Annotated in this window: 16 protein-coding genes; 12 read left to right on the top strand and 4 right to left on the bottom strand. The window is 53.1% G+C overall.

What is annotated here, in order from left to right; translation table 11 throughout:
- Window positions 1-46: 46 nt before the first annotated feature.
- Window positions 47-1,375, bottom strand: a complete 1,329-nt coding sequence (gene aroA, locus H6F94_RS10420) for a 3-phosphoshikimate 1-carboxyvinyltransferase (protein ID WP_190802159.1) — start codon at window positions 1,373-1,375, stop codon at window positions 47-49.
- 117 nt (window positions 1,376-1,492) lie between these two features.
- Between aroA and H6F94_RS10415 the strand changes: the two genes are divergently transcribed.
- The 5 genes from H6F94_RS10415 (at window position 1,493) to psbA (ending at window position 6,630) form a co-directional block, all read left to right on the top strand.
- Complete coding sequence (locus H6F94_RS10415) at window positions 1,493-1,960, top strand: hypothetical protein (protein WP_242041092.1); 468 nt, start codon at window positions 1,493-1,495, stop codon at window positions 1,958-1,960.
- A 131-nt stretch (window positions 1,961-2,091) separates the two neighbouring features.
- Window positions 2,092-3,510 carry a TldD/PmbA family protein gene (locus H6F94_RS10410; protein WP_190802158.1) on the top strand — a complete coding sequence of 473 codons (1,419 nt, stop codon included), beginning with the start codon at window positions 2,092-2,094 and terminating at the stop codon, window positions 3,508-3,510.
- A complete protein-coding gene (locus H6F94_RS10405; protein ID WP_190802157.1) occupies window positions 3,503-3,937 on the top strand; it encodes a hypothetical protein in 435 nt (144 codons plus the stop codon). The genes H6F94_RS10410 and H6F94_RS10405 overlap by 8 nt, the downstream gene beginning before the upstream one ends.
- A gap of 114 nt (window positions 3,938-4,051) precedes the next feature.
- Window positions 4,052-5,143 (top strand): hypothetical protein, encoded by a 1,092-nt coding sequence (locus H6F94_RS10400; protein ID WP_190802156.1) that lies wholly within the window; start codon window positions 4,052-4,054, stop codon window positions 5,141-5,143.
- A gap of 404 nt (window positions 5,144-5,547) precedes the next feature.
- Window positions 5,548-6,630 (top strand): photosystem II reaction center subunit D1, encoded by a 1,083-nt coding sequence (gene psbA / locus H6F94_RS10395; protein ID WP_190802155.1) that lies wholly within the window; start codon window positions 5,548-5,550, stop codon window positions 6,628-6,630.
- Window positions 6,631-6,699: 69 nt separating this feature from the next.
- Here psbA and H6F94_RS10390 read toward each other — a convergent pair whose 3' ends face one another.
- On the bottom strand, window positions 6,700-7,821 hold the full coding sequence (locus tag H6F94_RS10390) for a quinone-dependent dihydroorotate dehydrogenase (RefSeq protein ID WP_190802154.1): 1,122 nt from the start codon (window positions 7,819-7,821) through the stop codon (window positions 6,700-6,702).
- A 262-nt stretch (window positions 7,822-8,083) separates the two neighbouring features.
- Between H6F94_RS10390 and H6F94_RS10385 the strand changes: the two genes are divergently transcribed.
- From H6F94_RS10385 to H6F94_RS10375, 3 genes are all read left to right on the top strand, one after another.
- Window positions 8,084-10,903, top strand: a complete 2,820-nt coding sequence (locus H6F94_RS10385; protein ID WP_242041091.1) for a GAF domain-containing protein — start codon at window positions 8,084-8,086, stop codon at window positions 10,901-10,903.
- 141 nt (window positions 10,904-11,044) lie between these two features.
- Window positions 11,045-13,081 carry a two-component system sensor histidine kinase NblS gene (nblS, locus tag H6F94_RS10380; protein WP_242041090.1) on the top strand — a complete coding sequence of 679 codons (2,037 nt, stop codon included), beginning with the start codon at window positions 11,045-11,047 and terminating at the stop codon, window positions 13,079-13,081.
- A 14-nt stretch (window positions 13,082-13,095) separates the two neighbouring features.
- A complete protein-coding gene (locus tag H6F94_RS10375) occupies window positions 13,096-14,001 on the top strand; it encodes a carbohydrate ABC transporter permease (RefSeq protein WP_242041124.1) in 906 nt (301 codons plus the stop codon).
- 26 nt (window positions 14,002-14,027) lie between these two features.
- Here H6F94_RS10375 and H6F94_RS10370 read toward each other — a convergent pair whose 3' ends face one another.
- Window positions 14,028-14,198, bottom strand: coding sequence for a hypothetical protein (locus H6F94_RS10370; RefSeq protein ID WP_190802463.1), 171 nt, complete (start codon window positions 14,196-14,198; stop codon window positions 14,028-14,030).
- 571 nt (window positions 14,199-14,769) lie between these two features.
- On the opposite strand from H6F94_RS10370, the gene H6F94_RS10365 reads away from it, so the two are divergent.
- The 3 genes from H6F94_RS10365 (at window position 14,770) to H6F94_RS10355 (ending at window position 19,646) form a co-directional block, all read left to right on the top strand.
- Entirely contained in the window at window positions 14,770-15,273 is a 504-nt protein-coding gene (locus tag H6F94_RS10365) for a pentapeptide repeat-containing protein (RefSeq protein ID WP_190802153.1), read from the top strand.
- A 137-nt stretch (window positions 15,274-15,410) separates the two neighbouring features.
- Window positions 15,411-17,783: a 1,4-alpha-glucan branching protein GlgB gene (gene glgB, locus H6F94_RS10360; RefSeq protein ID WP_190802152.1), complete on the top strand. Its 2,373-nt coding sequence runs from the start codon at window positions 15,411-15,413 to the stop codon at window positions 17,781-17,783.
- A 900-nt stretch (window positions 17,784-18,683) separates the two neighbouring features.
- Window positions 18,684-19,646, top strand: coding sequence for a glycoside hydrolase family 19 protein (locus tag H6F94_RS10355; protein ID WP_190802151.1), 963 nt, complete (start codon window positions 18,684-18,686; stop codon window positions 19,644-19,646).
- A gap of 158 nt (window positions 19,647-19,804) precedes the next feature.
- Here H6F94_RS10355 and ureC read toward each other — a convergent pair whose 3' ends face one another.
- The gene (gene ureC / locus H6F94_RS10350; RefSeq protein ID WP_190802431.1) at window positions 19,805-21,526 is read right to left on the bottom strand and encodes an urease subunit alpha; all 1,722 of its coding nucleotides are present in this window, start codon (window positions 21,524-21,526) and stop codon (window positions 19,805-19,807) included.
- A 146-nt stretch (window positions 21,527-21,672) separates the two neighbouring features.
- Between ureC and H6F94_RS10345 the strand changes: the two genes are divergently transcribed.
- Window positions 21,673-22,404 (top strand): Uma2 family endonuclease, encoded by a 732-nt coding sequence (locus H6F94_RS10345; RefSeq protein WP_190802150.1) that lies wholly within the window; start codon window positions 21,673-21,675, stop codon window positions 22,402-22,404.
- The last annotated feature ends 667 nt before the right edge of the window (window positions 22,405-23,071 follow it).

The raw sequence follows: 23,071 nt of genomic DNA, 5'->3' as shown, positions 1-23,071 counted from the left end.
TGAAAGTGAGCTAGATAAATTTAGCCACGCTAGCTAATCCAGCAGACTAACCCAGTAGCCGAGTCAGGGTTGGCACAAAGTTGGGATAGGAGACAGCGGCACTCTGAGCCCGAGCAATCTGAGTCATTCCCTTAGCCTGCAGAGCGGCAATTGCCAAACTCATAGCAACGCGATGATCGTCGTAGCTATCTACCTCAGCGCCGGTCAGCGGACAGCCGCCTTGAATCTCCAACCCATCTGGTAATTCGGTGACTTGAGCGCCCAAGCGGTTCAGCTCGCGAGCCATAACTGCGATCCGGTCACTCTCTTTGACGCGCAATTCTGCCGCATCTCGAATAACCGTTCGCCCTTGAGCAAAGGCTGCGGCTACCGCCAGGATAGGAATTTCGTCAATCAGTTTGGGAATGATCTCGCCTTCTAGAGTGCAAGCTTTGAGGGCTGTGGAGCGCACTCTCAGATCGGCAACGGGCTCACCAGCCACCTCCCGCACATTTAACTGGGTAACGTCAGCACCCATCTGTGTGAGCGCATCTAGAATGCCGGTGCGGGTTGGATTAACGCCGACGTTCTCGATCAGGATCTCGGAGCCAGGCACTATAGAAGCGGCAACCAACCAAAAAGCAGCAGAGCTAATATCGCCGGGTACGGTCACAGGCTGGGCGGTAAGCTGTGCTGGACCCTGCAAGCTGATCGTGCGCGTGCCAGGATCGACGCTAAGCTGAGCCCCAAAAGCCCGAAGCATACGCTCACTGTGATCCCGGCTAGCCATTGGCTCAGTAATCTGAGTTTCGCCTTGGCAAAACAAGCTTGCCAGCAGCAAACAAGACTTAATCTGGGCTGAAGCTACGGGTAACGTGTAGTAGATCGGTTGGAGTGCCTGCCCTCGAACTGCTAAGGGAGCTCGGTCACCACTATCGCGCCCCCAGATCTCAGCTCCCATCTGCAACAGTGGCTTGACCACTCGGCTCATGGGCCGGGAGCGCAGTGAAGCATCGCCAGTCACCGTGAAAAACAATCCGGGTTGAGCTGCCAGAATGCCCAGCATTAAGCGCAAGGTTGTACCGGAGTTACCAGCGTTAAGGACGTCAGCAGGTTCCTGAAGCTGGCCCCCGATGCCAACGACCGTAACTTCGGTCTCGTTCAGCTCTGAGATTTGCGCTCCCATCGCTCGAAAGCAGGCAGCAGTACTGCGGGGATCTTCTCCCAGTAACAAACCTCGAATCGAGGTAGTGCCGCTTGCCAGTGCCCCCAACATCAAGGCTCGGTGGGAAACAGACTTGTCGCCGGGAATTTGTATTTTGCCTTGCAGGCCACCGGCAATATGACCTTGAATTGTTAAGAGGTGTTGATGGGAAGTAGCGTCGAGAGTAACCATCTTGGGAACCCTGAGGTGGGGAATTTAGAGCGGAGCAAGCAGCGATTGCCAAGTGGGGGAGCAAGTGGCGGAGCTTGATTTTATCGCCGTTCTTGGCCTTGATTCCTTTATTTGCCTTTGTTTTCAACTGCAATTGTCGCCATGTTGACCTACTACCACAGGGCCGTTTCCCTAGCCTTGTTTTCGGTGGACCTGCCGGTCTGGTCAGTAGTAGAGGCTGCGGGAACACTGTATCAGAGAGATAGCGATCGTTTTCATCTGCTCCTGACTGAGCCTAGCCTGAACCAGTCCACTACTCCTCGGCTGCTGTGGCTGGAGATTTCTCCTTACCGGGTGGTGATGACCATGCAAGGCGATGGCAAGCTCAGCTATCGACATTTCTGGGAGCGCGGCGTTTGCGGGATTAGTCGTTACTGGCTGAGTGGCCAGACCCAAATTGCCCTGCGCAACTACACTTACAGCCTGTCTGTGCGTTCCACTTCAGCCCCAACCCCAGTGTTGGAATATCTGCATCTGGAGTACGAGCTACGGACTAACCAGATGCAGCTGGGCCGCTATGTTTTGGATGTGTCAATCCGAGACTAATAGAAGACACTGACCGAAGCCCCAATGGCAAACCAACAGGTTTCAGCGCTGACCCATCACCCTGCAATTACTGGCCCTACTGCATCTAATGGGCCTCAGTAGAATGAAAAGGTCTTGTCTTGTTCGTGCCCATGTCCTCCCTGCTTACTAATCTTCAGGCTCAAGATCTCCGTAGCCAGTTGACTGAGCTGATTGCACGCTACCGCTCTCGTGTAGATTTTCTGTTGATTCGCCTGGAGGAAGCAGAGGGCACTGACATCCTGCTGCGAGGCAGCCAAATCGAGACTTTGAGTGAGGGGCTTTCCCTCGGTGGTCAGGTCCGGGCTTGTTATAAGGGGGGCTGGGGCTTCGCTAGCTTCAACCAACTGTCCAGTTTGGCAGAGCGGATCGAAGAAGCGGTCAGTGCGGCCCGATTGGTCGGTGCAGAAGAAACCCTGCTCGCTCCTGTCGTGCCAGTTCAAGACACCCGCATCCTGACCTTGACCGGTACCGATCCCCGTCAGGTGCCACTAGAACGCAAAAAAGCCCTGTGCCAGCACTATGCCGAACTGCTGCGCTCGGGTTCTGACCAGATTGCGACTACAACCGTTCGCTACGGAGACAGCAGTCAGCGCGTCCTAATTGCAACCTCCGAAGGCAGTCTCATTGAGCAAGCCTGGACCGATCTAGAGATGCGCTTTGCCGCAACCGCTCGCTCTGGAGACGTTGTGCAAACGGGGCGCGAAACGGTTGGTTCCCGCAAGGCCTACGAGGATCTCGAAGGGCTGGAGGAGACCGTGCAAACTGCAGCTCAACGGGCTGTCACTGCTCTCTCGCTGCCTTCGGTCAAAGGCGGCACTTATCCAGTCGTGATCGATCCGGTTCTAAGTGGTCTATTCGTGCACGAAGCCTTCGGTCACTTGTCCGAGGCCGATATGGCTTATGAAAACCCAGATTTGTTAGAGGTGATGAGCCTAGGCCGACGCTTCGGTCCAGAGAATTTGCAGATTTTTGATGGGGCCCTGCCAGAAGGCCATCGAGGCAGCTACTTCTACGACGACGAAGGGACCCCTGCCACCACCACCCAGCTGATTGAGGATGGCGTTCTGGTGGGCCGTCTGCATTCGCGTGAGACTGCTGGCAAATTGGGTGAGGAGCCCACTGGCAACGCTCGCTGTCTGGATTACCACTTTTCGCCGATCGTGCGTATGACCAATACCTGGATTGAGCGTGGCGATACTCCAGTTGACCAGCTGATGTCTGGAATTGATGAGGGCGTCTACGCCCGAAATTGGCAGGGTGGTATGACCAATGGTGAAATGTTCACCTTCACGGCCGGTGAAGCCTGGATGATTCGGGGTGGCAAATTAGCTGAGCCGGTGCGGGACGTCACCCTCTCTGGAAATGTGTTTCAAACCCTAGCGGACATTGAAGCCATTGGTGACGATTTCTGGTGGGATGAGTCAGGCGGCTGTGGCAAGGGCGGCCAGAATGGCTTGCCAGTGGGCTGCGGCGGTCCTAGCCTGCGCATCAACAACGTTGTAGTGGGTGGCGAAGCCCTCGATGAATGAGGAGCAACTGCGCAAGCCTAGACCAACCCCTCGTCAGTGGTTACTCTATACACTGCTGACGGTGCTATGGCTTCTAGGCTGCGGTGCGATCCTGCTTGGCTTGTTAGCTGGATTAGCCTATCTAGGCTTCTGGGTCTTTCAACGGCTCAGTGGGCAGGGCAGTAGCTCACAGGCAGCTATAGGAGGGGTGCTGACCTTCATCGCAGTTCAGGGGCTACCCTTGGTTTTGGGAGTCGTTGCCCCTATTGTTCTGCTGGTACTAGTAGCCCCAGCCTTTGTCATTGAAAGCCGACATAGCGAGGCAGCTGCCCTGTGGTTCTTTGGGCAAATGCTGTTAGTCTCAGCTGTGGCTCTGGGGTGGGGAGCGCTAAAGCTGTGGCCGTTTGTGCAGGCATGGTTGCAGCAATTGCCTGTCTTAGGGTTTTAAACAAAGCTGTGTTGAGCAGCTGCCTCCGAGAACCTGTGGTAGGGTACCAACGAGCTAGCTGCAAAAACCTACCTCGCTTTCAGGTACGCTCAGGGCGTCTTCCCTCTTTCCCCTATGACCAATTCCCACACCTGTAGTGGCCAAGTGGTCGCTTTTTTTGCATTTGACCTGGGCTACGAAATCTCTCTAGAAGGCGTGCAGGCTTTGATTGCTTCCACACCTTTGCAGCCAATCTCGCGTAAGAAGCGAACCCCCACTTATTTGCAGTACAGCAACCCACCGCAGGTGCTGATTTTAGGTGAAATCGGGCCTTTAGAGACTCGTACTGGTCAGATTACTGCTACCTTGTTTGACTTCGGAGCGGTGAGCATTGGTTATCGTTGGCCTCTAGAAGAGACGCCCATGAGCAAAATGCCAGTGCTCTCTCAGCATCTACATAGTTTGGATTTAGAGGCCCATGCCAAACTTCAAGCAGAAAGCTTGATTGAGAAGTTGAGCTCGGCAATTACACGTCCTCATCTTGCGCCCCTGATTGAGGACTACTACATCTTTGTGCTCGACCGCATACAGCCTAGCTTGTCTTCTCATGAGTTATTGGAACAATATCGAGCCAGTATTGCTCAGGTATTGCGTTTTGAAGATCAACCTTTGAGTACAACGCAACGAGAAGAGGCTTTACAGGAGCAGGTTTCCTATTACGAAGATGATTTGGCAATTATGGACTGGAACGCTGCTCTGATCTACGATCGAGACTACAGTGATACGATTAGCGTTTTGGAATTGCTCAATATCGAGCTGCTGGAAGCCCGCTATATCGATGCTCGTCTAGATCGGGTTATTGATGATTATGAGGGCTTAGTGAAGCGTCGTCCGCTCCTGCCTATACCCTTACGCACGCCCTATCAAAGTGTGATTAACAATTTAGCAGAGTTGCGTATTGAGTCAGCTTTGTTATCAGAACGAGTTGATAATTCACTGAAGCTAATTGGTGATTTGTATTTAGCCCGAGTTCATACAGCTGCAGGACGGCGTTTTTATCTGCAAGACTGGCAAACTTCGATATCACGCAAACTCGACATCATCGAAGACCTGTACAGGCTGCTAACAGACCGGGTGAATACTGCTCAGGGTCAGGCTTTGGAGTTGGTCGTGATCTTGCTCATTTTGATCGAGATCATTCTGGCAGTAGTACGGGAGTGGCATTGAGAATTCAGCAGCCTGCTGCAGAGTCAGGCCTTGGCACTGTAGAGCTGAACGTGTATCGCTCCCTCCTAAATGCCTCCCTCGTAAAAAAACAGGTCTTGGCACACCCAATTGCTTAACTAATAACCACTAACATGTAAAAATACCTACGTCCTAGAACTTCCTAGGGTCTGTGTAAGCAGAGCCCCTAAGCAACTATCCCTTAAAAGAAGTTCAGGCTCCTAGATGAATTTTAAAGAGCCTTAGGCAAAAAGTCTTAAGCGCCTCTATCTGTTACAGGTCTTTATAAAGTTAGGCGGTGAAAGTCTGATTGCTACGTACCGAAGTAAAGATTTGCTGAGCCCTCTCACTCACTATAGATAGCTTCCGCTATCGTCAAGACACTGTTTCGTAATGAACACGAAGCTATGACCACTACCCTCGACCGCCGCAGTAATGCGAGTGCGTGGGATCAGTTCTGCGCATGGATTACGAGTACCGATAACCGCATCTATGTCGGTTGGTTCGGCGTAATCATGATTCCTTGCTTACTGGCTGCCACCACCTGTTTCATTATCGCCTTTATCGCTGCTCCACCCGTTGATATCGACGGCATTCGGGAGCCTGTTGCCGGTAGCCTCATCTACGGCAACAACATCATTTCTGGTGCTGTGGTTCCATCTTCCAATGCTATTGGCTTGCACTTCTACCCCGTTTGGGAAGCTGCCTCTTTAGATGAGTGGCTGTACAACGGCGGTCCTTACCAGCTGATTGTGTTCCACTTCCTGATCGGCGCAGCTTGCTACATGGGCCGTCAGTGGGAACTAAGCTACCGCTTAGGCATGCGTCCCTGGATTTGTGTGGCTTACTCCGCACCTCTGGCCTCTGCTGCGGCAGTGTTTTTGGTTTATCCCATCGGTCAAGGTTCGTTTTCTGACGGCATGCCCCTGGGCATCAGTGGCACGTTCAACTTCATGTTCGTGTTCCAAGCGGAGCACAACATCCTGATGCACCCCTTCCACATGCTGGGGGTAGCAGGTGTGTTCGGCGGCTCTCTGTTCAGTGCGATGCACGGCTCGCTGGTGACCTCCAGCTTGATTCGTGAGACGACGGAGAACGAGTCGCAGAATGCGGGATACAAGTTCGGTCAGGAAGAAGAGACCTACAACATCGTTGCGGCGCACGGCTACTTCGGCCGGTTGATCTTCCAATACGCGTCGTTCAACAACTCTCGCTCCTTGCACTTCTTCTTGGGTGCCTGGCCAGTTGTTTGCATCTGGTTCACCGCCTTGGGCATCAGCACGATGGCGTTCAACCTGAACGGGTTCAACTTCAACCAGTCGGTGTTGGACAGCACGGGCCGGGTGGTGCCGACCTGGGCAGACGTGTTGAACCGGGCGAACCTGGGGATGGAAGTGATGCACGAGCGTAATGCTCATAACTTCCCCTTAGATTTAGCCTCAGGAGATGCGATCCCTGTGCCAATGACTGCACCCGCAATCTACAGCTAAACCTTACAAACGGCACAACTCAGTAGGGGCGACGCTTGTTACAGGCTCAAAAGCCTGGGCAAGCCGCCCCTACATTTTTTTGTGAGCCAGTCCTACCGCTTCACTAAGCTCTTGGAAACCGTGGCTTTCTAGTTTCTGGAGCAGCGTTTTCAGGATGCGCTGCACCATTGAAGGACCTTCGTAAAACCAACCCGTGTAGACCTGAACCAGAGACGCTCCGGCCACAATCTTGTCCCAGGCATCCTCGCCTGTGAAAAGACCGCCCACGCCAATAATGGGCAGTTTGCCGCTAGTCTGCTGATAAATAAAGTGGATGACCTCAGTAGATCGGGCCCGCAAAGGTGCACCACTGAGACCGCCTAATTCTGCCGCAACTGGCTGACCAGTCTCTGGCAAAACCTGCGTGTTGAGGCCGTCACGCGAGATCGTGGTATTGGTTGCGATAATGCCTGCCAGTTGGTAACGCTCACACAAACTCAGCACCTCTGCAATCGCTTCAAACTCCAGATCCGGTGCGATTTTGACGAGCAGGGGCTTATGGCCCAAGTTGGCTGTTTGCACAGCCTCTAAGATTTCGCCTAAAGCCTCGGGGGACTGCAATGTGCGCAATCCTGGCGTGTTGGGAGAGCTGACATTAATAACGAAGTAATCCCCCAACTCCCGTAGCAGTTCAAAACTGGCCCGGTAGTCAGCTGCCGCTGCTGCCAGAGGGGTCACCTTAGACTTGCCCAAATTAATGCCCAAAGGAATTTTGCGTTGAACTGCCTGGAGTCGCTTTGCGGCCACCGCGGCTCCCGAATTGTTAAAGCCCATGCGATTGAGGGCAGCCTGATCTTGTGGCAGACGAAACAGACGAGGCTTAGCATTGCCGACCTGTGCGTGATAAGTCAGGGTGCCCACCTCCGCAAAGCCAAATCCTAAGCTCGGCCAGAAGTCTACTCCTAAGGCGTCTTTGTCAAACCCTGCGGCTAAGCCTACAGGGTTAGCAAAAGACAATCCCCATAGGTGCTGCTCTAAACGCGTATCCTCAAGGTTGAATACTTGTCTTGCTGCCTTACGAATCCAGCTTCCTCGCTCACTGCCAGCCCAGGCACAGAAGGTAATCAAATGCTGATAAGCTCGCTCTGGATCAGTTCGTAGTAGGTCAAATAACAGAGGGCGTAAGCCGCTTTGGTAGAGATCTAAGTTCAATGCCAACTCCCTAAGTTGTGTTTAACTAAGTCAGCCTCTTGACCCAGTAAGGTTTCGGTCATGAGGGCCCTCCTAATGGTGAAATGAGGGTGGAATGGCTCGACAGTCTGAGCGTCAATCCCGTTTAACTAGGTGCATCAGCGACAGTCTACGGTTCGTACGTTTCAATCTCCCAGATTTGCCCATAGCGGGCCTTTTGACCTTTCAGCTTTAATGAGGGACAAAGACCGCTCCGTAGTCTTTAACACCTGTCCCTAGCGGTATGGCTCAGCCATCTCTATTTTCCCCAGGCATGGTCCAGCACAAAGAATCGAGTGCATCTGAAAAGCAACTGGTTGCTCTGGGGAAGACACTACAGACTCTCCGGGAAGCTGAGAGTGCCGATATTTTGGTAGCGGCAGTGCTCGACTACCTCCAAGCTTATTTCGACTATGCTCTGGTTTGGATTGGCCTTTACGACCGGGTTGATCACCGCCTGTTTGGTAAAGGAGGCACCTCGCCGAGTCCTGACCAGTCTTTCTTGCGCCAAAAGATTCTGCTCAAACCCGGCGATATCTTAGAGCAGATTGTGGTGCAGCAGCGCCCCTATGGAATTCCTGATCTCCGCGAGGAAAGCCGGGCAGGCATTTGGCAGAAAGCAGCTCAACGCTTCAACATCCAGGGTGCGCTCTTATTCCCGATTCGCCATCGAGACCGCTGCTTTGGTGTGGCCTTGCTGGGTTCCCATCTTTGGGGTGTCTCGCCTCGTTCAGAAGAAAAAGCCCGCCTAGCGATGGTGTTGAGTAGTTTAGGGGCTGCTCTCTACCAGATTGAGACGGATTGGCAGCGCCAACAAGTTAAGCGCCCCGATCAGCCCCTTCTGACTCTGCTGCACAAGTTGCGCTCGCTGCCTACCCTAGCTCAACGCCTGGAAGAAGTGGTAGAGCAGACTCATTTGTTCGTTGCCCCTTCACGCACCAACGTCTACTGGTTTGAGCGCGAACGCCGCTACTTTTGGCGACGCGTAGGCAACCGACAGAAGGCCGGGACAGTCTATGGCGTTGTGGCAGACCTCTATTCTGCTTCCAACGGCATCATGGTGCAGGAGGTCAATACCTTCTACCAATCTTTGGTAGCGGACCAGATGGTTGCTGTAAGCGAAGCTCAGAGTTCGCTACGCTCTGACGTCACCAACCGTCTGATGCAGCACCTCAAAGCTCGCTCCTTGTTAGCGGCGCCGATTATCTTTCAGAACGAGCTACTAGGCTTTCTAAGCGTCGAAGGTAATGAAGCTCGTCTGTGGGAAGAGGAGGAGAAAAACTTTGTGCGAGGGGCGGCTCAACTGATTGCGCTAACGGCCCCACTCGAAGAGATGGAAGAGAATGTCCAGCGCATTCGCACTGATCAGGCCCTAATGGCGGGGGTGGCCCGTTCGATCTACAGCGATACAGATTGGAAAGCGGCTCTAAAAACCTCGGCAGAAGCGCTGTGTGCTCGTCTGAAAGCAGAACGTTTCCTGGTGCTGCTGCATGACCGCGATTCTGGCACCTTCGAAATCTGCTACCAGAGCCAACCCAATAACCGTCGGCCAGTCACCAGCCCGTTGGCCACACTGAACGAAGTGGACTGGCAGATGTTGGAACGGGCAACCGAACCGATCGCCATCGAGAATCTCGAAGATGATCTCAAACTGCTAGCCTGGCGCAATGCCTTTCTAGAGTTGGGAGTGCACTCGCTGTTAGTCAGCAGCACTTCGCTCGGACATCAACTAGAAGGCCTGTTGTTAATCGCTCACGAGGCCAGCCGAACCTGGAATGGCTCGGAGCGCTCAATCGTGCAGGCCGTCGCCCAGCAGGTAGGCCTGATCCTGCACCAATGGCAATTGCAGAAGCAAGCAGATCAGCAGCAGCGTATGCATGCCAGCATCCAGTGGGGCATTACCTCCATGCAGCAGGCTGCCACGATCGATCGCCTGGAAAATATGGCCGTCCAGCATATTGCTCAAGTATTGCAGGTGCCTTTGGCAGCCTTAGCCACCTGGACGCCAGGGCGACGCGGTGGTCGCCTGAGTGCCACGGCCTGCACCAGCGACAAGTTCTCGCTCAACGCAGAGATGGTATTGCCCGTGCACACGGACCCACTGCTACAGTGGGCGCTGCAAACCGATGGTCTATTGCCCTTGAACGTCAACGACCTGCCTGCCGAAACCCGCCAGTGGATGTGTGGTCGGGAGATCGGTCAGATCTTGGTGATGGCTCTGCGTACTGCCCGAGACCACGAACCCTCTGGTGTACTGATCGTAGCCGACCGGCAGGGGCGCAAGTGGCCAGAGCGCTACCTGAACGCCTTTGCCATGCTGGTGAATCAGTTGGCCTGGTGCCGTCGCCATTTGCTGCTGCAAGAGCGAACGCGCCAACAGTGTCAAGAGCTAGAGCGCCTGAACTGGTACAAGCAGCGCCGGATTGAAGACATTTACCGCTCAATCAACTCGGGCATTCGCAAGATTGCCGATGTGATCAACCAGAAGGATGCATTGGGGGCGATGCGTCTGCAGCAGTCTCTGCGCTATCTCCAAGGCTCGGTAATGCCGCTAACCCGCATCATTAAGCAGGAACAGTGGCATCTGCGTACCGCCCAAGAGACGGCTCCCCTAGCCGGTTTGTTGAAGCGAACTCTGGAGCGAGTAGACGAGATAATCAAACAGCGCCAGCTTTGGTCACAAGTTCATAACCAGGCCAATGCCAGTGCCGTCCTCGGAGGTGATATCGACAAGATCGAGCTGATCAGCTACGAGCTAATGCTGGCAGCCTGTACCCGTGCCAAAGTGGGAGGCCGCATCGATATCTGGTGCCGCCCAATCGACGATCGTTGGCTAGAAATCTCGATCACCGATAATGGTGAGATTGAGCCTCAACTGCTTAAAGACCTTGAGGATGGCCGTTCTAGCGATTTGCTGGCGCCCTCGACCCTAGACCGTCCTCCGGGTCTGCACTTGGCGATTTGCCAAGCGCTGATGCAACAGGCTGGCGGCGAGTTGACGATTGCCAAGTTGGAGGATGAACGGATCCTGAGCCGTCTGGTACTGCCTCTGGCAGCACCGTAAGAGCGATCCCCCAATAGCCGACGGTTGCCACACGATGCAACTTATGATGCAGATGGGAGCGGATATTTCCCGACTGGCCTAATCTCCAGTCAGCGTGAAAGACTGCTAGAAAAGTAAATCTACCTACTTCAGTATTTGCCCTTGCTGGAACTGCTCAGGCAACTTGGTGAGATCTTTAAGCGTTGGTGGTCAGACTTCACGCTTCAAACCCGCTTGATGGCAGCGGCGACCCTCGCTGTGTCGCTGGTGATGAGCGGTTTGACCTTTTGGGCGGTCAATAATATTCAGAGCGATGCCCGCCTGAACGATACTCGTTTCGGTCAGGATTTAGGGCTGCTAATGGCGGCCAATGTGGCCCCTTTAATTGCTGAGGATAACCGCACTGAGATTGCCCGTTTATCCCAGAAGTTTTACAACAGCACAACCAGTATCCGCTACATGCTCTATGCGGATCCAGATGGTGAGATCTACTACGGCATTCCCTTCTCAGAGTCGGAGGTCAAGAACTCACTTACGATTCGGCGTCGGATTCAGTTGCCGGAGGGCAAACATCCAACCTCAGATCATCCTCTAGTACGTCAACATCTAACTCCAGACGGCGAGGTGACTGATGTATTCGTGGGACTTTACCACGAGAAGCAAGAGCTAGGTATCTTAGCCCTAGGCATTAACCCAAACCCTACGGTCGTCACCTCTTCGAACTTGACTCGGGACGTGACGATTGCTGTGTTTGTCTCGATTTGGGTGATGGTGATTTTGGGCGCGGTATTCAATGCGCTTCAGATCACGCAGCCTATTAAGGAGCTGGTCGCTGGGGTCAAAAACATTGCTGCTGGCAACTTTAAGCAACGAGTAGACTTGCCTTTTGGCGGTGAGTTGGGTGAGTTGATCTCCAGCTTCAATGAGATGGCCGAGCGGCTAGAGCGCTACGAAGAGCAGAACGTCGAAGAGATGACGGCTCAGAAGGCCAAGCTAGAAACTCTGGTTTCCACAATTGCGGATGGTGCTGTCCTGCTGGATGCCGAACTCCGGGTTGTGCTGATCAACCCGGCTGCGCTGCGCATCTTCAACTGGGAGACCAATCCGCCCATGGGCGGCAACGTCTTGCAGTCCCTACCGGACAAGCTACGCGCTGAGCTAACTCGCCCTCTTGCCCAAATGGTTAATGGTGAGCGAGAAGGCGGAGAGTTCCGTGTGGTCTTGCAGGAAGCCTCTGACCGCTCTGATCGCACGGTACGAGTCCTGCTCAATACAGTCTTTGACCAAAGGCGCGAGAGCCTTAAGGGCATCACGATGACGGTGCAGGACATCAGCCGGGAAGTTGAGCTGAATGATGCCAAGAGCCAGTTCATCAGCAATGTCTCGCATGAACTGCGCACGCCCTTGTTCAATATCAAGTCGTTCATTGAGACGCTACAGGAATACGGCCCCGAGCTCAGCGAGGTCGAGCGATTAGAGTTTCTAGATACTGCCAATCGGGAAACAGATCGGCTGACGCGGTTGGTCAATGATGTTCTGGATCTATCGCGTCTGGAATCAGGACGGCAGTATCAACTGGATGCTGTTTATATTGCGCAACCGGTTGAACAAACGCTGCGCACCTATCAGCTCAATGCTCGCGACAAGGGCATCGAGCTGATCTCGGAAATCGAACCCGATCTGCCGCCGGTTTGGGGCAACTACGACCTGCTTCTGCAAGTGTTTGCCAATCTGGTAGGCAACGCGGTGAAGTTCACACCGGCTGGTGGCAAGGTCAAAATTCACGCCTACTGCTTCCACCAGCCAGTCTGTAACCTCAAAGAAGCGGAAGGTGCTCTGCCAGCTGAGATTGAAGCATCGGCAGAGGAGCACTCGTGGCCAGTACATGTGCGACCAGGAGTGGTCCGTATTGAAGTCTCAGACACCGGGATTGGCATTGCGCCTGAAGATCAGACCCGCATCTTCGAGCGATTTTTCCGAGTTGAGAATCGGGTTCATACCCTAGAGGGTACGGGCCTAGGGCTTTCGATTGTTCACAACATCATTGAGAAGCACCACAGCAAGATTCACATCAGCAGTGAAGTTGGCAGTGGCACCACGTTCTGGTTTGACCTCAGTGTGTTTCAAGAGCAATCAACCGTTGCTCTACCGGAGTTAGTGCTGCCGGAATTAGAGCCGGTTTCAGAGTTCTTGGCTTGAAGCGATAGTGTGTGATGCTGCAATCTGTCTGGGTCGCGATGGGCAAAGGCGCACACCGGGCGATGCCCCGGCTGACGCCCTACTTGTTTGTGCTACCTGCCTTGGCAGTGATGACCCTAGTGTTTTTCTGGCCCTTGCTGCAGGCGTTTTATCTGAGTCTGACCCGCTACGACATCATCACGCCGCCTGAGTGGGTGGGGCTAGAGAACTTTGTTCGACTGTGGCACGACCAGGCATTTTGGAAGGCCCTGTTGAATACCGTGCTGTTCCTAGTCTGTGTGGTGCCGGTGCTGGTGGCGTTGCCCCTAGTTCTGGCGATTCTAGTCAACCAAAAGTTGCGGGGGGTGCGTTGGTTTCGGGCAGCCTACTATGTGCCGGTGGTGATCTCAATGGTGGTAGCAGGTATTGCCTGGAAGTGGCTTTACTCTGAGAATGGGCTGCTGAATCAAGGCTTGCAGTCTTTGAGCTTGCCGACGGTGCCCTGGCTTACCAGTCCAGATATCGCTCTATTTAGCGTCATGGCGGTAACCATCTGGAAGGGGCTGGGTTACTACATGGTGATTTACCTAGCGGGCCTCCAGGGCATTCCTCAGGATCTCTATGAAGCTGCCAGTATCGATGGCTCCGAGGGCGTTCAGCAACATTGGGACATTACTGTTCCATTGATGAAGCCTTATCTGCTACTGGTGGGCGTAATTTCTTCGATTTCCGCGCTAAAAGTCTTTGAAGAAGTCTACGTGATGACGCGAGGCGGCCCACTGAATAGTTCTAAGACTATTGTTTACTACCTCTATGAGCGAGCCTTTTCTGACTTAGAAATGGGCTATGCCTGCACAGTTGGCCTAGTTTTATTCCTGGGCATTTTTGTGCTGTCTATCATTAACCTGAAGCTGGCAGAACTGCGCGGTACACCACTTTAGAGTTTGTCCAAAAACATCCCTTTCCACTACAGAACATACTTACAGCTGGGATGTAATAAGTTAAAGAAGGGCAAGAATAGAAAGAGACCTGCGGACGAAATGCTCAGCTCATAGACACAAACCTGGGCTAAGTCCAGTGGTTTTGGGAAGCGTTCCATCGGCTGATAGTCAGCATCAATCGGTAACTCTCGCGCCATGTAGAGTCATTCTCCTATGCAGTCAAAGGGTATGCAGTCAAAGGGGGAAGTTATCAGGTAATCAGTCCTTGGTACTGAAGCAGCACAGGTCAACCTACACAACCAAATCCAGCAGCATGACTAGACACAGCTATCGCAGCACAGCAGAGCAGCATAAGCAGAACCGCAACAGAGCACAAAGGCACGGCAGTAGCTAAGCAGCACACAGCTAAGCAGAATAATGCGTAGTCCACTGCTCAAAGAACAGCTCAAAGAGCAGCAGTCCTGGGGTAATCGCACCTAGTTGCTGTCTAGAGGTTACCCCTCAGTCCTAGTCACGTGAGAATAGAAGTCAAGAAATTTTGAGCGATTATCCTCCTTGGCGGAAAGCTTAGCGGTGTAATAAAGAACCTCAGAACCAGGGATAAACAATGCTTGACGTGTCTAGAGCACTAGAGGTAATTCGTGATCATCTACCTGGGTACATGAGAATAGGAGTGAAGAAGCTGGTTGTCAATCATTCTCAGTAAAAACGCAAGAGTGCGACATCTGTCCGGTAGGCTCATACTTGAAGCCTTGAGGTGATGTTTCCGTGCCGGATCCTGTACCAGATACTTTCAAAGATGCTCGCGCTGTTAAAAGTGCCTACAGCCGTGGGCAACGCAGCTTTGCTGGCTGTACTTTGGCGGGTCTGGATCTGCGGCGGCTAGATTTGAAGCAGGCAGACTTTACTCAGGCAGACTTGAAGCAGGCTGATCTGCGGCGAACGGCACTCTGGAAAGCCGATTTGAGGGGGGCTGATCTGAGTGGGGCCAACTTGCAGAATGCGAACCTGCGCAACAGTAACCTCCAAGGTGCAAATCTAAGCACTGCTGATCTAAGCGGGGCCGATCTCTACTGCGCTGACCTGCGCGGGGCGAACTTGAGTAAAGCCCGCCTAGAGGGAACCAGCCTGATCCGCGCTGACCTCACTGGGGCAACTCTTGAGCAGACTAATTTCTACAACGCTGACCTCAGTTGCTCAAACTTAAGCAACCTCGACCTTGAGCAGGCTGACCTCAGCAAAGCCGATCTCACCAGTGCTATGGGGGTATAAGTATGTCTGAACTCGTGGAGCTGAGCGGTTAATTGTCTTGAGGATTATCTACAACTCGTAAATCCTCTTTAGTATTATCCATAGGTCCGTTGCTCGCTACTTGCTTATCCCTGTCCCTCAGATTCTGAGCTTTGCCTATGCCTTCGCTCTCCATTCTTGAGGTCACAGCGCCTCAAACTATCTCTCCAGAGCAGATTGACCGGATTGTCTGGAACCAGCACCATGATCCCTTTGAGGTGCTTGGTCCTCACGCCATTGAGCAAAATGGCTCTCGACGGTGGGTCATTCGGGCCTACTTGCCAGGAGCTCAGGCGGCGGCAGTGGTCGATCCCGGGCAGCGCAAAGATTATCCGATGCATCCGGTGCATAACCCACACTTTTTTGAGTGCGTTCTGGACACCGAGGAACTGCTCAACTATCAGTTGCGCGTCTTTGAAGGCGGACACGAACGGGTAATTTATGATCCCTATGCCTTCCGTTCGCCCTTGCTGACCGACCTGGACCTGCATCTGTTCGGCGAAGGCAATCATCACCGTATTTATGAGAAGTTAGGGGCCCATCTCACCCTGCTGAACGGCGTGCCGGGGGTTTACTTTGCCGTATGGGCCCCCAATGCTCGTAACGTCAGCATTCTAGGTAACTTTAACCATTGGGATGGGCGCAAGCACCAGATGCGAAAAGGACCAACCGGCATCTGGGATTTGTTCGTGCCTGAGATTGGCGTGGGCGAGCCCTACAAGTACGAGATCAAAAACCAGGCGGGTCACATTTACGAGAAATCTGACCCCTATGGCTTCCAGCAGGAAATCCGGCCCAAAACGGCTTCTATCGTCACTGACCTGAGCACTTATCAATGGTCGGATAGCGACTGGATGGAGCAACGGCGGCATACCGATCCGCTCACGCAACCGATCTCTGTGTATGAGGTACACATCGGTTCCTGGATGCACGGTGATGCCAACCTGCCGCCTCTAGACGAACGGGGCGAGAAAGCGCCAGTTGTCTATGCTGCCGATCTCAAACCCGGAGCGCGCTTCCTGAGCTATCGGGAACTAGCCCACCGTTTGATCCCCTACGTCAAGGGTCTGGGCTTTACCCACATCGAATTGCTGCCGGTCGCTGAGCATCCCTTCGATGGCTCCTGGGGTTATCAGGTGATTGGGCACTATGCCAGCACCTCGCGTTACGGCACCCCCCAAGACTTCATGTACTTTGTGGACCAGTGTCACCAAAACGGCATTGGGGTTCTAGTGGACTGGGTGCCGGGGCATTTTCCCAAAGATGGTCATGGTCTGGCGCTGTTTGATGGGACTCACCTCTACGAGCACGCCGACTCCCGTAAGGGCGAACACAAAGAGTGGGGCACCCTGGTGTTCAACTACGGTCGCCATGAGGTGCGCAACTACTTAGCGGCCAATGCCCTGTTCTGGTTTGACAAGTACCACATCGACGGCATTCGGGTCGATGCTGTCGCCTCCATGCTCTACCTGGACTACCAGCGCAAACCTGGCGAATGGTTGCCCAACCAATACGGCGGGCGCGAGAACTTAGAAGCAGCTGATTTCCTGCGCCAAACTAACTCAATAATTTTCGGCTACTTCCCTGGCACGCTCTCGATTGCTGAAGAATCAACGTCCTGGCCGATGGTTACCTGGCCCACCTATGTAGGCGGCTTGGGGTTCAACCTCAAGTGGAACATGGGCTGGATGCATGACATGCTGGACTACTTCAGCATGGATCCCTGGTTCCGCCAGTTTGGTCATACCCATGTGACCTTCAGCATCATGTATGCCATGAGCGAGAACTTTATGTTGGCGCTCTCCCACGATGAAGTGGTGCATGGTAAGAGCAACATGCCTGGCAAAATGCCTGGCGATGAGTGGCAAAAGTTTGCCAATATGCGCTGCCTGTATGGCTACATGTTCACCCACCCCGGCAAGAAGACCCTGTTCATGGGTATGGAATTCGGCCAGTGGCGTGAGTGGAATGTCTGGGGCGATCTGGAATGGTGGTTGCTGCAATACCCAGCCCACAAGGGCTTGCAGAAGTTCCTTCGAGATGTCAACCACATGTACAAAGCGCAGCCAGCGCTGTACACAGATGACTTCTCCTACGATGGCTTCCAGTGGATTGAGTGCAACGACAATCGCAACAGCATAATCTCCTTTATCCGTCGGGCTAAAGGCTCGGATGAGTTTGTGGTAGTCGTGTGCAATTTCACACCAGTCCTCCATGACCACTATCGAGTCGGCGTGCCAGAGCCCGGTTTTTATCAAGAGTTGCTCAATAGTGATGCGGCTGATTACGGAGGCAGCAACGTTGGTAACTATGGTGGCAAACACAGTGAAAGCATTGCTTATCACGGCCACTATCACTCACTAGATGTTTGTCTGCCGCCACTAGGGGTCGTCATCTTCAAACTGAGTGAGCAAGATGCTTTAAAAGCTCGTCAGCTGTGGGAGCAGCAAAGCGCTTCAGCCATTCAGGCAAGCGAGCAATCAGGGCACTAGTTAAGTTAAGTCAAGCTCTGAGTACAGCTCTAGTCCATGACAGATCGGCGCAGGTTCCAGCTCAACTTCTGCAATCGCTATTGGGGATTGTAAAAGTCTGATCTGAGATCTGCGCCGATTGTGGTTGCTCAGGCTTTAGCTAACCTTTCTACACTCAACTTCCTGCTGTGCAAGTGAAGGCAGCCGTTTTGCTCTCTGGTGGCCTAGACTCCTCAACTGTTTTGTCTGAGGTCAAAACTGAGGGCTGCGATTGCCCCGTCACGACTCAGTTGCCTATCAACTAAAGTCTTAAGCAATCATACTTACTGTGTCAACGAAAGTCAGGAGAGTCTGCTCTCTTTGGTTGATAGGCTCAAGACGTTTTTCAGATGTTTCTTTTGAATGGAACCTTTAGGATAAAGACAGTTAAACAAAGCAGTTAACGTCACACAGGGCAGCGAGTACCGATCCTAATTCAGTTAACCCAATTAGTTAACCCAATCAGTTAACCCAATCAGGTGAGAAGAAGGATGTCATGACTCAATACAATTATGCAAGATTGCTAGATCTCATTATTCATGACCAGCCTTATTCATGACCAGCATTGACTCAGTGCTTTAACGTTTTGTAAATCTTGTTGCAGTTCTACACGGATCCCAATTCATCCTCTGGGGAATATTTGGAGAAGTCGTTGAAAGCGAGTAGAGTGCAGCTCTCGGTTAACTGCTCCCAGTGTTGTTAACTTGGGTTGGTTCGATGGCGGTGAGGGTAAGACTAGACAGTGGCTTCTTCCCAGTTGGAAGCTCTTCCTGAAGTCAACCCTTCGATTCTGAAAGAAGTCGCTCAACTTCGGGACTATGAGCTCTCTGCCTCCGGTTGGGAATGGTTAGGTTACAGGGTCACTAACTTATAGAGGAATTTATGGCAACCACAACACAGATCAGTGCATCACAAATTAAAAGCTGGAGACAGCAGGGGGCTCAACGCGTTGATGACCTGATGTTGCCTCTGAAGCCTAAGGAATTTACTTCGATTGATGTGGTTCTCGATGGGCTCATTAGAAGCTTGAAGAAGCTGCCTCCCAAGCCTGCGAATCGCAACCCTTACGAGGGGATCCTGCCTCCCGACAATCTCCGCAACTGGCGGCGTAAAGCCAGTGACATGCTTGATGACTTGCTCCTGACCTTGCCGCCTGCCTATCAGGTCGTAGATGGCACTGTGGATGATCTAATTCGGAAACTCTCCTCACTGCCTGCCCGTCCCCAAGGGAGACCGCCCTATGCTGGTCTGTTCCCGGCAGGGGGCATTGTAGTTCCGGCTCCGGCTGCCAAGGTTCAATTCATCACCGCAGCCCAGTTGAAGGCAATTGTACCGACCGCTCGCTTGTCCAGAGTTAACCTACTCACGCCTGCAATTAACCAAACGATGAAAGAGTTTGGCATCACGACCAAACTGCGGCAGGCTCACTTTATTGCTCAGATTGCTCATGAATCTGGCTCCTTCAACTACATGGAAGAAATTGCCAGTGGTCGAGCTTATGAAGGCAGAAGAGACCTGGGCAATACTAAGCGTGGCGATGGTGTTCGGTTCAAGGGTCGTGGTCTGATCCAGATGACTGGACGCGCCAACTACGTGAAGGCTGGCAGCTTCTTTAAGGTCGATTTCACTCAGTATCCAACGCTGATGGCGGCTCCCGAATTCGCGGTACGCTCCGCTGGTTGGTATTGGGATGTGATTTGTGCCAAGGAACGTGGCGGTAGCCTTAATATCTGGGCCGACAGGGATGACATTCTCACTATTACCAAGAAGATCAATGGTGGTAGAAACGGTCTGCCCGATCGCAAACATCATCTAGCCCGTGCCAAGAAAGTGTTGGGGATCTAACTGATAGCTCGGTCTTGATCGTTAGCCGGAACTGGCACTGGACCGAGCTTGAATGAACTCAGACTTGAACCAACCCAAGCTTGAATGATCTAAGGGGAGCCTCAATACGGGCTCCCCTTGGGTTTTTATTAGCTTAGTTATTGAGTTAGATGGCTAGCTCAGAACAGGAAATAACGCTGCGCTAGAGGCAAAACTTCAGCAGGTTCGCAGGTAAGCACTTCACCATCAGCTTTCACGGTGTAGGTTTCAGGATCGACCTCAATCCGAGGCGTTGCTGTATTCAGTTTGAGATCGGCTTTACTCACAGATCGGCAGCGCTCAACCGCGTAAACGGGCTTGCTCAAACCCAGTTTTTCAGGAATATCTAGCTCTACAGCAGCCTTGGACATAAATAAAACACTAGTACTGGTTTGAGCCCCACCATAGGCCCCAAACATCGGACGCGGCCAAACCGGCTGAGGGGTGGGAATGCTGGCGTTGGGATCCCCCATTTGCGACCAGGCGATAAAGCCACTCTTGAGCACCATTTCTGGCTTGACTCCAAAGAATGCTGGTTTCCACAGGCACAAGTCAGCAAGCTTACCAACCTCAATCGAACCCACAACATGGGAAATGCCGTGAGCAATTGCCGGACAAATGGTGTACTTAGCAATGTAGCGTTTGGCGCGGGAGTTGTCGTTGCGGTCGGAGTCTTCTGAAAGCGGACCCCGCTGACGCTTCATTTTGTCGGCGGTTTGCCAGGTGCGGATGATCACCTCACCGATTCGCCCCATCGCCTGCGAGTCGGAGGAGAGAATTGAGAACACACCCAAATCGTGCAGGATATCTTCGGCGGCAATGGTCTGAGGCCGAATGCGCGACTCGGCAAAGGCGATATCTTCGGGCACATTTTTGCTGAGGTGGTGGCAAACCATCAGCATGTCTAGGTGCTCGTCGATCGTGTTAACTGTGTAGGGCCGGGTTGGGTTAGTCGAGCTGGGCAGCACATTGGGCTCAGCGGCAATACGGATAATGTCTGGCGCGTGACCACCGCCTGCGCCCTCGGTGTGGAAGGTGTGAATCGTGCGTCCGTCAATTGCTGCAATTGTGTCTTCTACAAAGCCTGACTCGTTCAGTGTGTCGGTGTGGATTGAAGCCTGAATGTCGTACTCGTCGCAGACATTGAGGCAAGTATCGATGGCACTGGGGGTGGTGCCCCAGTCTTCGTGGAGCTTGAGGCCGCAAGCGCCCGCTTCGACCTGTTCCATGAGTGGCGCAGGCAGGGCGCTGTTACCTTTGCCGTAAAAGCCTAAGTTAATCGGAAAGGCTTCGGCAGCCTGGAGCATTTTGCTGATATTCCAGGCTCCAGGTGTGCAGGTGGTGGCGTTGGTTCCCGTAGCAGGTCCAGTGCCGCCACCCAACAGTGTGGTCAGACCGGAAGAGATCGCAAATTCGATCAGTTGCGGGCAAATAAAGTGAACGTGGGTATCGATGCCGCCTGCGGTGACAATCAGGTTCTCGCCTGCTAACACTTCAGTGCTGGCGCCCACGACCATGCCCGGTGTGACGCCATCCTGAATATTTGGGTTACCTGCTTTACCGATGCCTGCGATTTTGCCATCGCGGATGCCGATGTCAGCTTTGACGATGCCCCACCAGTCCAAGATCAGGGCGTTGGTAATCACTAGATCCAGAACCGCCCCTTCTTCTCTAGTCGCCGTGGGGCTCTGGCCCATGCCATCCCGGATAGTCTTGCCGCCACCGAACTTGACTTCCTCGCCGTAGGTGGTGAAATCCTGCTCGACTTCGATGATCAGCTCAGTATCAGCCAGCCGCACCCGGTCGCCAACCGTGGGACCGTAGTTGCTGACGTACTGGCGGCGGGGGATATTCAGCGACATGAAGGCAAACTCGCGGTTAAGGGAGACGCCATTGATATACCACACCCAGACCGGGCAAAAGTGTTGTTGTTGGGGCCTGAAGCGCAAGTTCTAGATCAGCTAGGCTGGACAGCAGGGAATTCTAAAGCGCAAGGCAGAAGGGCACTATGTCCATCACTCTGAGCGGTCATACGATTGCCTGGGAAAAACTGCCGGATGATTTTCGTTTAGATGACGAGCCCGTGGACAATCTCGATCAACCCGTTCTAGCCTCAGCTTTGACTGAAAGTTTAGAACTGGCTGGTTTGCTGCGCGAGACGACGCTAGTTGCTACCAACTTTGGCTTATGCGCCACAGTAGACGGCAAGTTGATTATCAAAGCGCCAGATTGGGTTTACGTGCCTTCGGTACTGCTCACAAGTTCATCCTCTCCCCGTCGTAGCTACACGCCCAATCTAGAAGGGGATAAGCCTGCCGTTGTGATGGAGTTTCTGTCAGAAACTGAGGGCGGCGAATATTCCAGCAAGCCCACCTACCCACCTGGCAAGTGGTTCTTCTACGAGCAGATTTTGCAGGTGCCCAACTACGTGATCTTCGAGCCGAGAACCGGGCAGTTAGAGGTCTATCAGCTTGGGTTAGGCCGGTATCAACTGCAAATACCGGATACCCAGGGCCGCTATTGGCTAGAAGGGATTGACCTGTTCTTAGGACTTCGGGAGGGCACTAAGGCCGAGCGAACTGGCTATTGGTTGCGCTGGTGGAATGCGCCAGGTGAGCTGCTCCTGTGGGGAACAGAGCTGGTGGAGCAAGAGCGGCAACTGCGAGAGCAAGAGCGGCAACGCCAGGATCGTATGGCAGCCAAGCTCAGAGAGCTTGGCTTGAATCCCGAAGAGTTGTAGCAATTCCTGAAACTGGGATCTCCGAAACAGATTTACAGACATAACTTCTACGCCTGCGAAGACTCTGGCTTAACAAGCGGTAACCGTCACACAACTCGAAGTTATAAGCTCCACTTATGCTGTGACTGTCACGCGATTTAGATCATTTGATGCACGATTTAGGGTGACTGTCACAGAACTCGGATCCATAAGTTCTGTTTAAGTGGTGACAGATGTCGCATAAGCAACATCTTATGCAGGCTATACGGTGACTGTTACGGCCTGAAATGCTAATGCAGTGTGGAAGGCTAGAGGCCCTCATCCCCCGGCCCCTTCTCCTACCCCTGAAAGAAGGGGATCAATTTTGGAAGGAGGTGGGCTTGCTGGTTCCTACTTGCTTAGCTCTGACTTCATTTCAGGCAAGAGTCAGGAAGTAGCAATAAGGGCTCCTAGCAAATTTCAGGGGAAACTAGGGCGTTCGCTCCCAGGGCTTGACCTGGGAGACTAAGGCAAACCTAAGCCATTATCTTCGGCAACTGAGGCGGAGGAAGTTGTCAGTACAGCCTATTGTGCTGACTGCTGAGCTAAAGAAGACGAGAAAATGCCAGGGCTAGAATCATGGCGAGCCGCACAGGCCGGATGCTCTGTGGGCTTTCTCTGTTGGTCTCTCTCTATGGGTCTCAAGAGG

Source organism: Leptolyngbya sp. FACHB-261 (genome assembly GCF_014696065.1).
In the GTDB taxonomy this organism is placed as follows: domain Bacteria; phylum Cyanobacteriota; class Cyanobacteriia; order FACHB-261; family FACHB-261; genus FACHB-261.
Note: the sequence above shows the minus strand (reverse complement) of the source record. Positions and strands in the feature narration are given on the sequence as shown.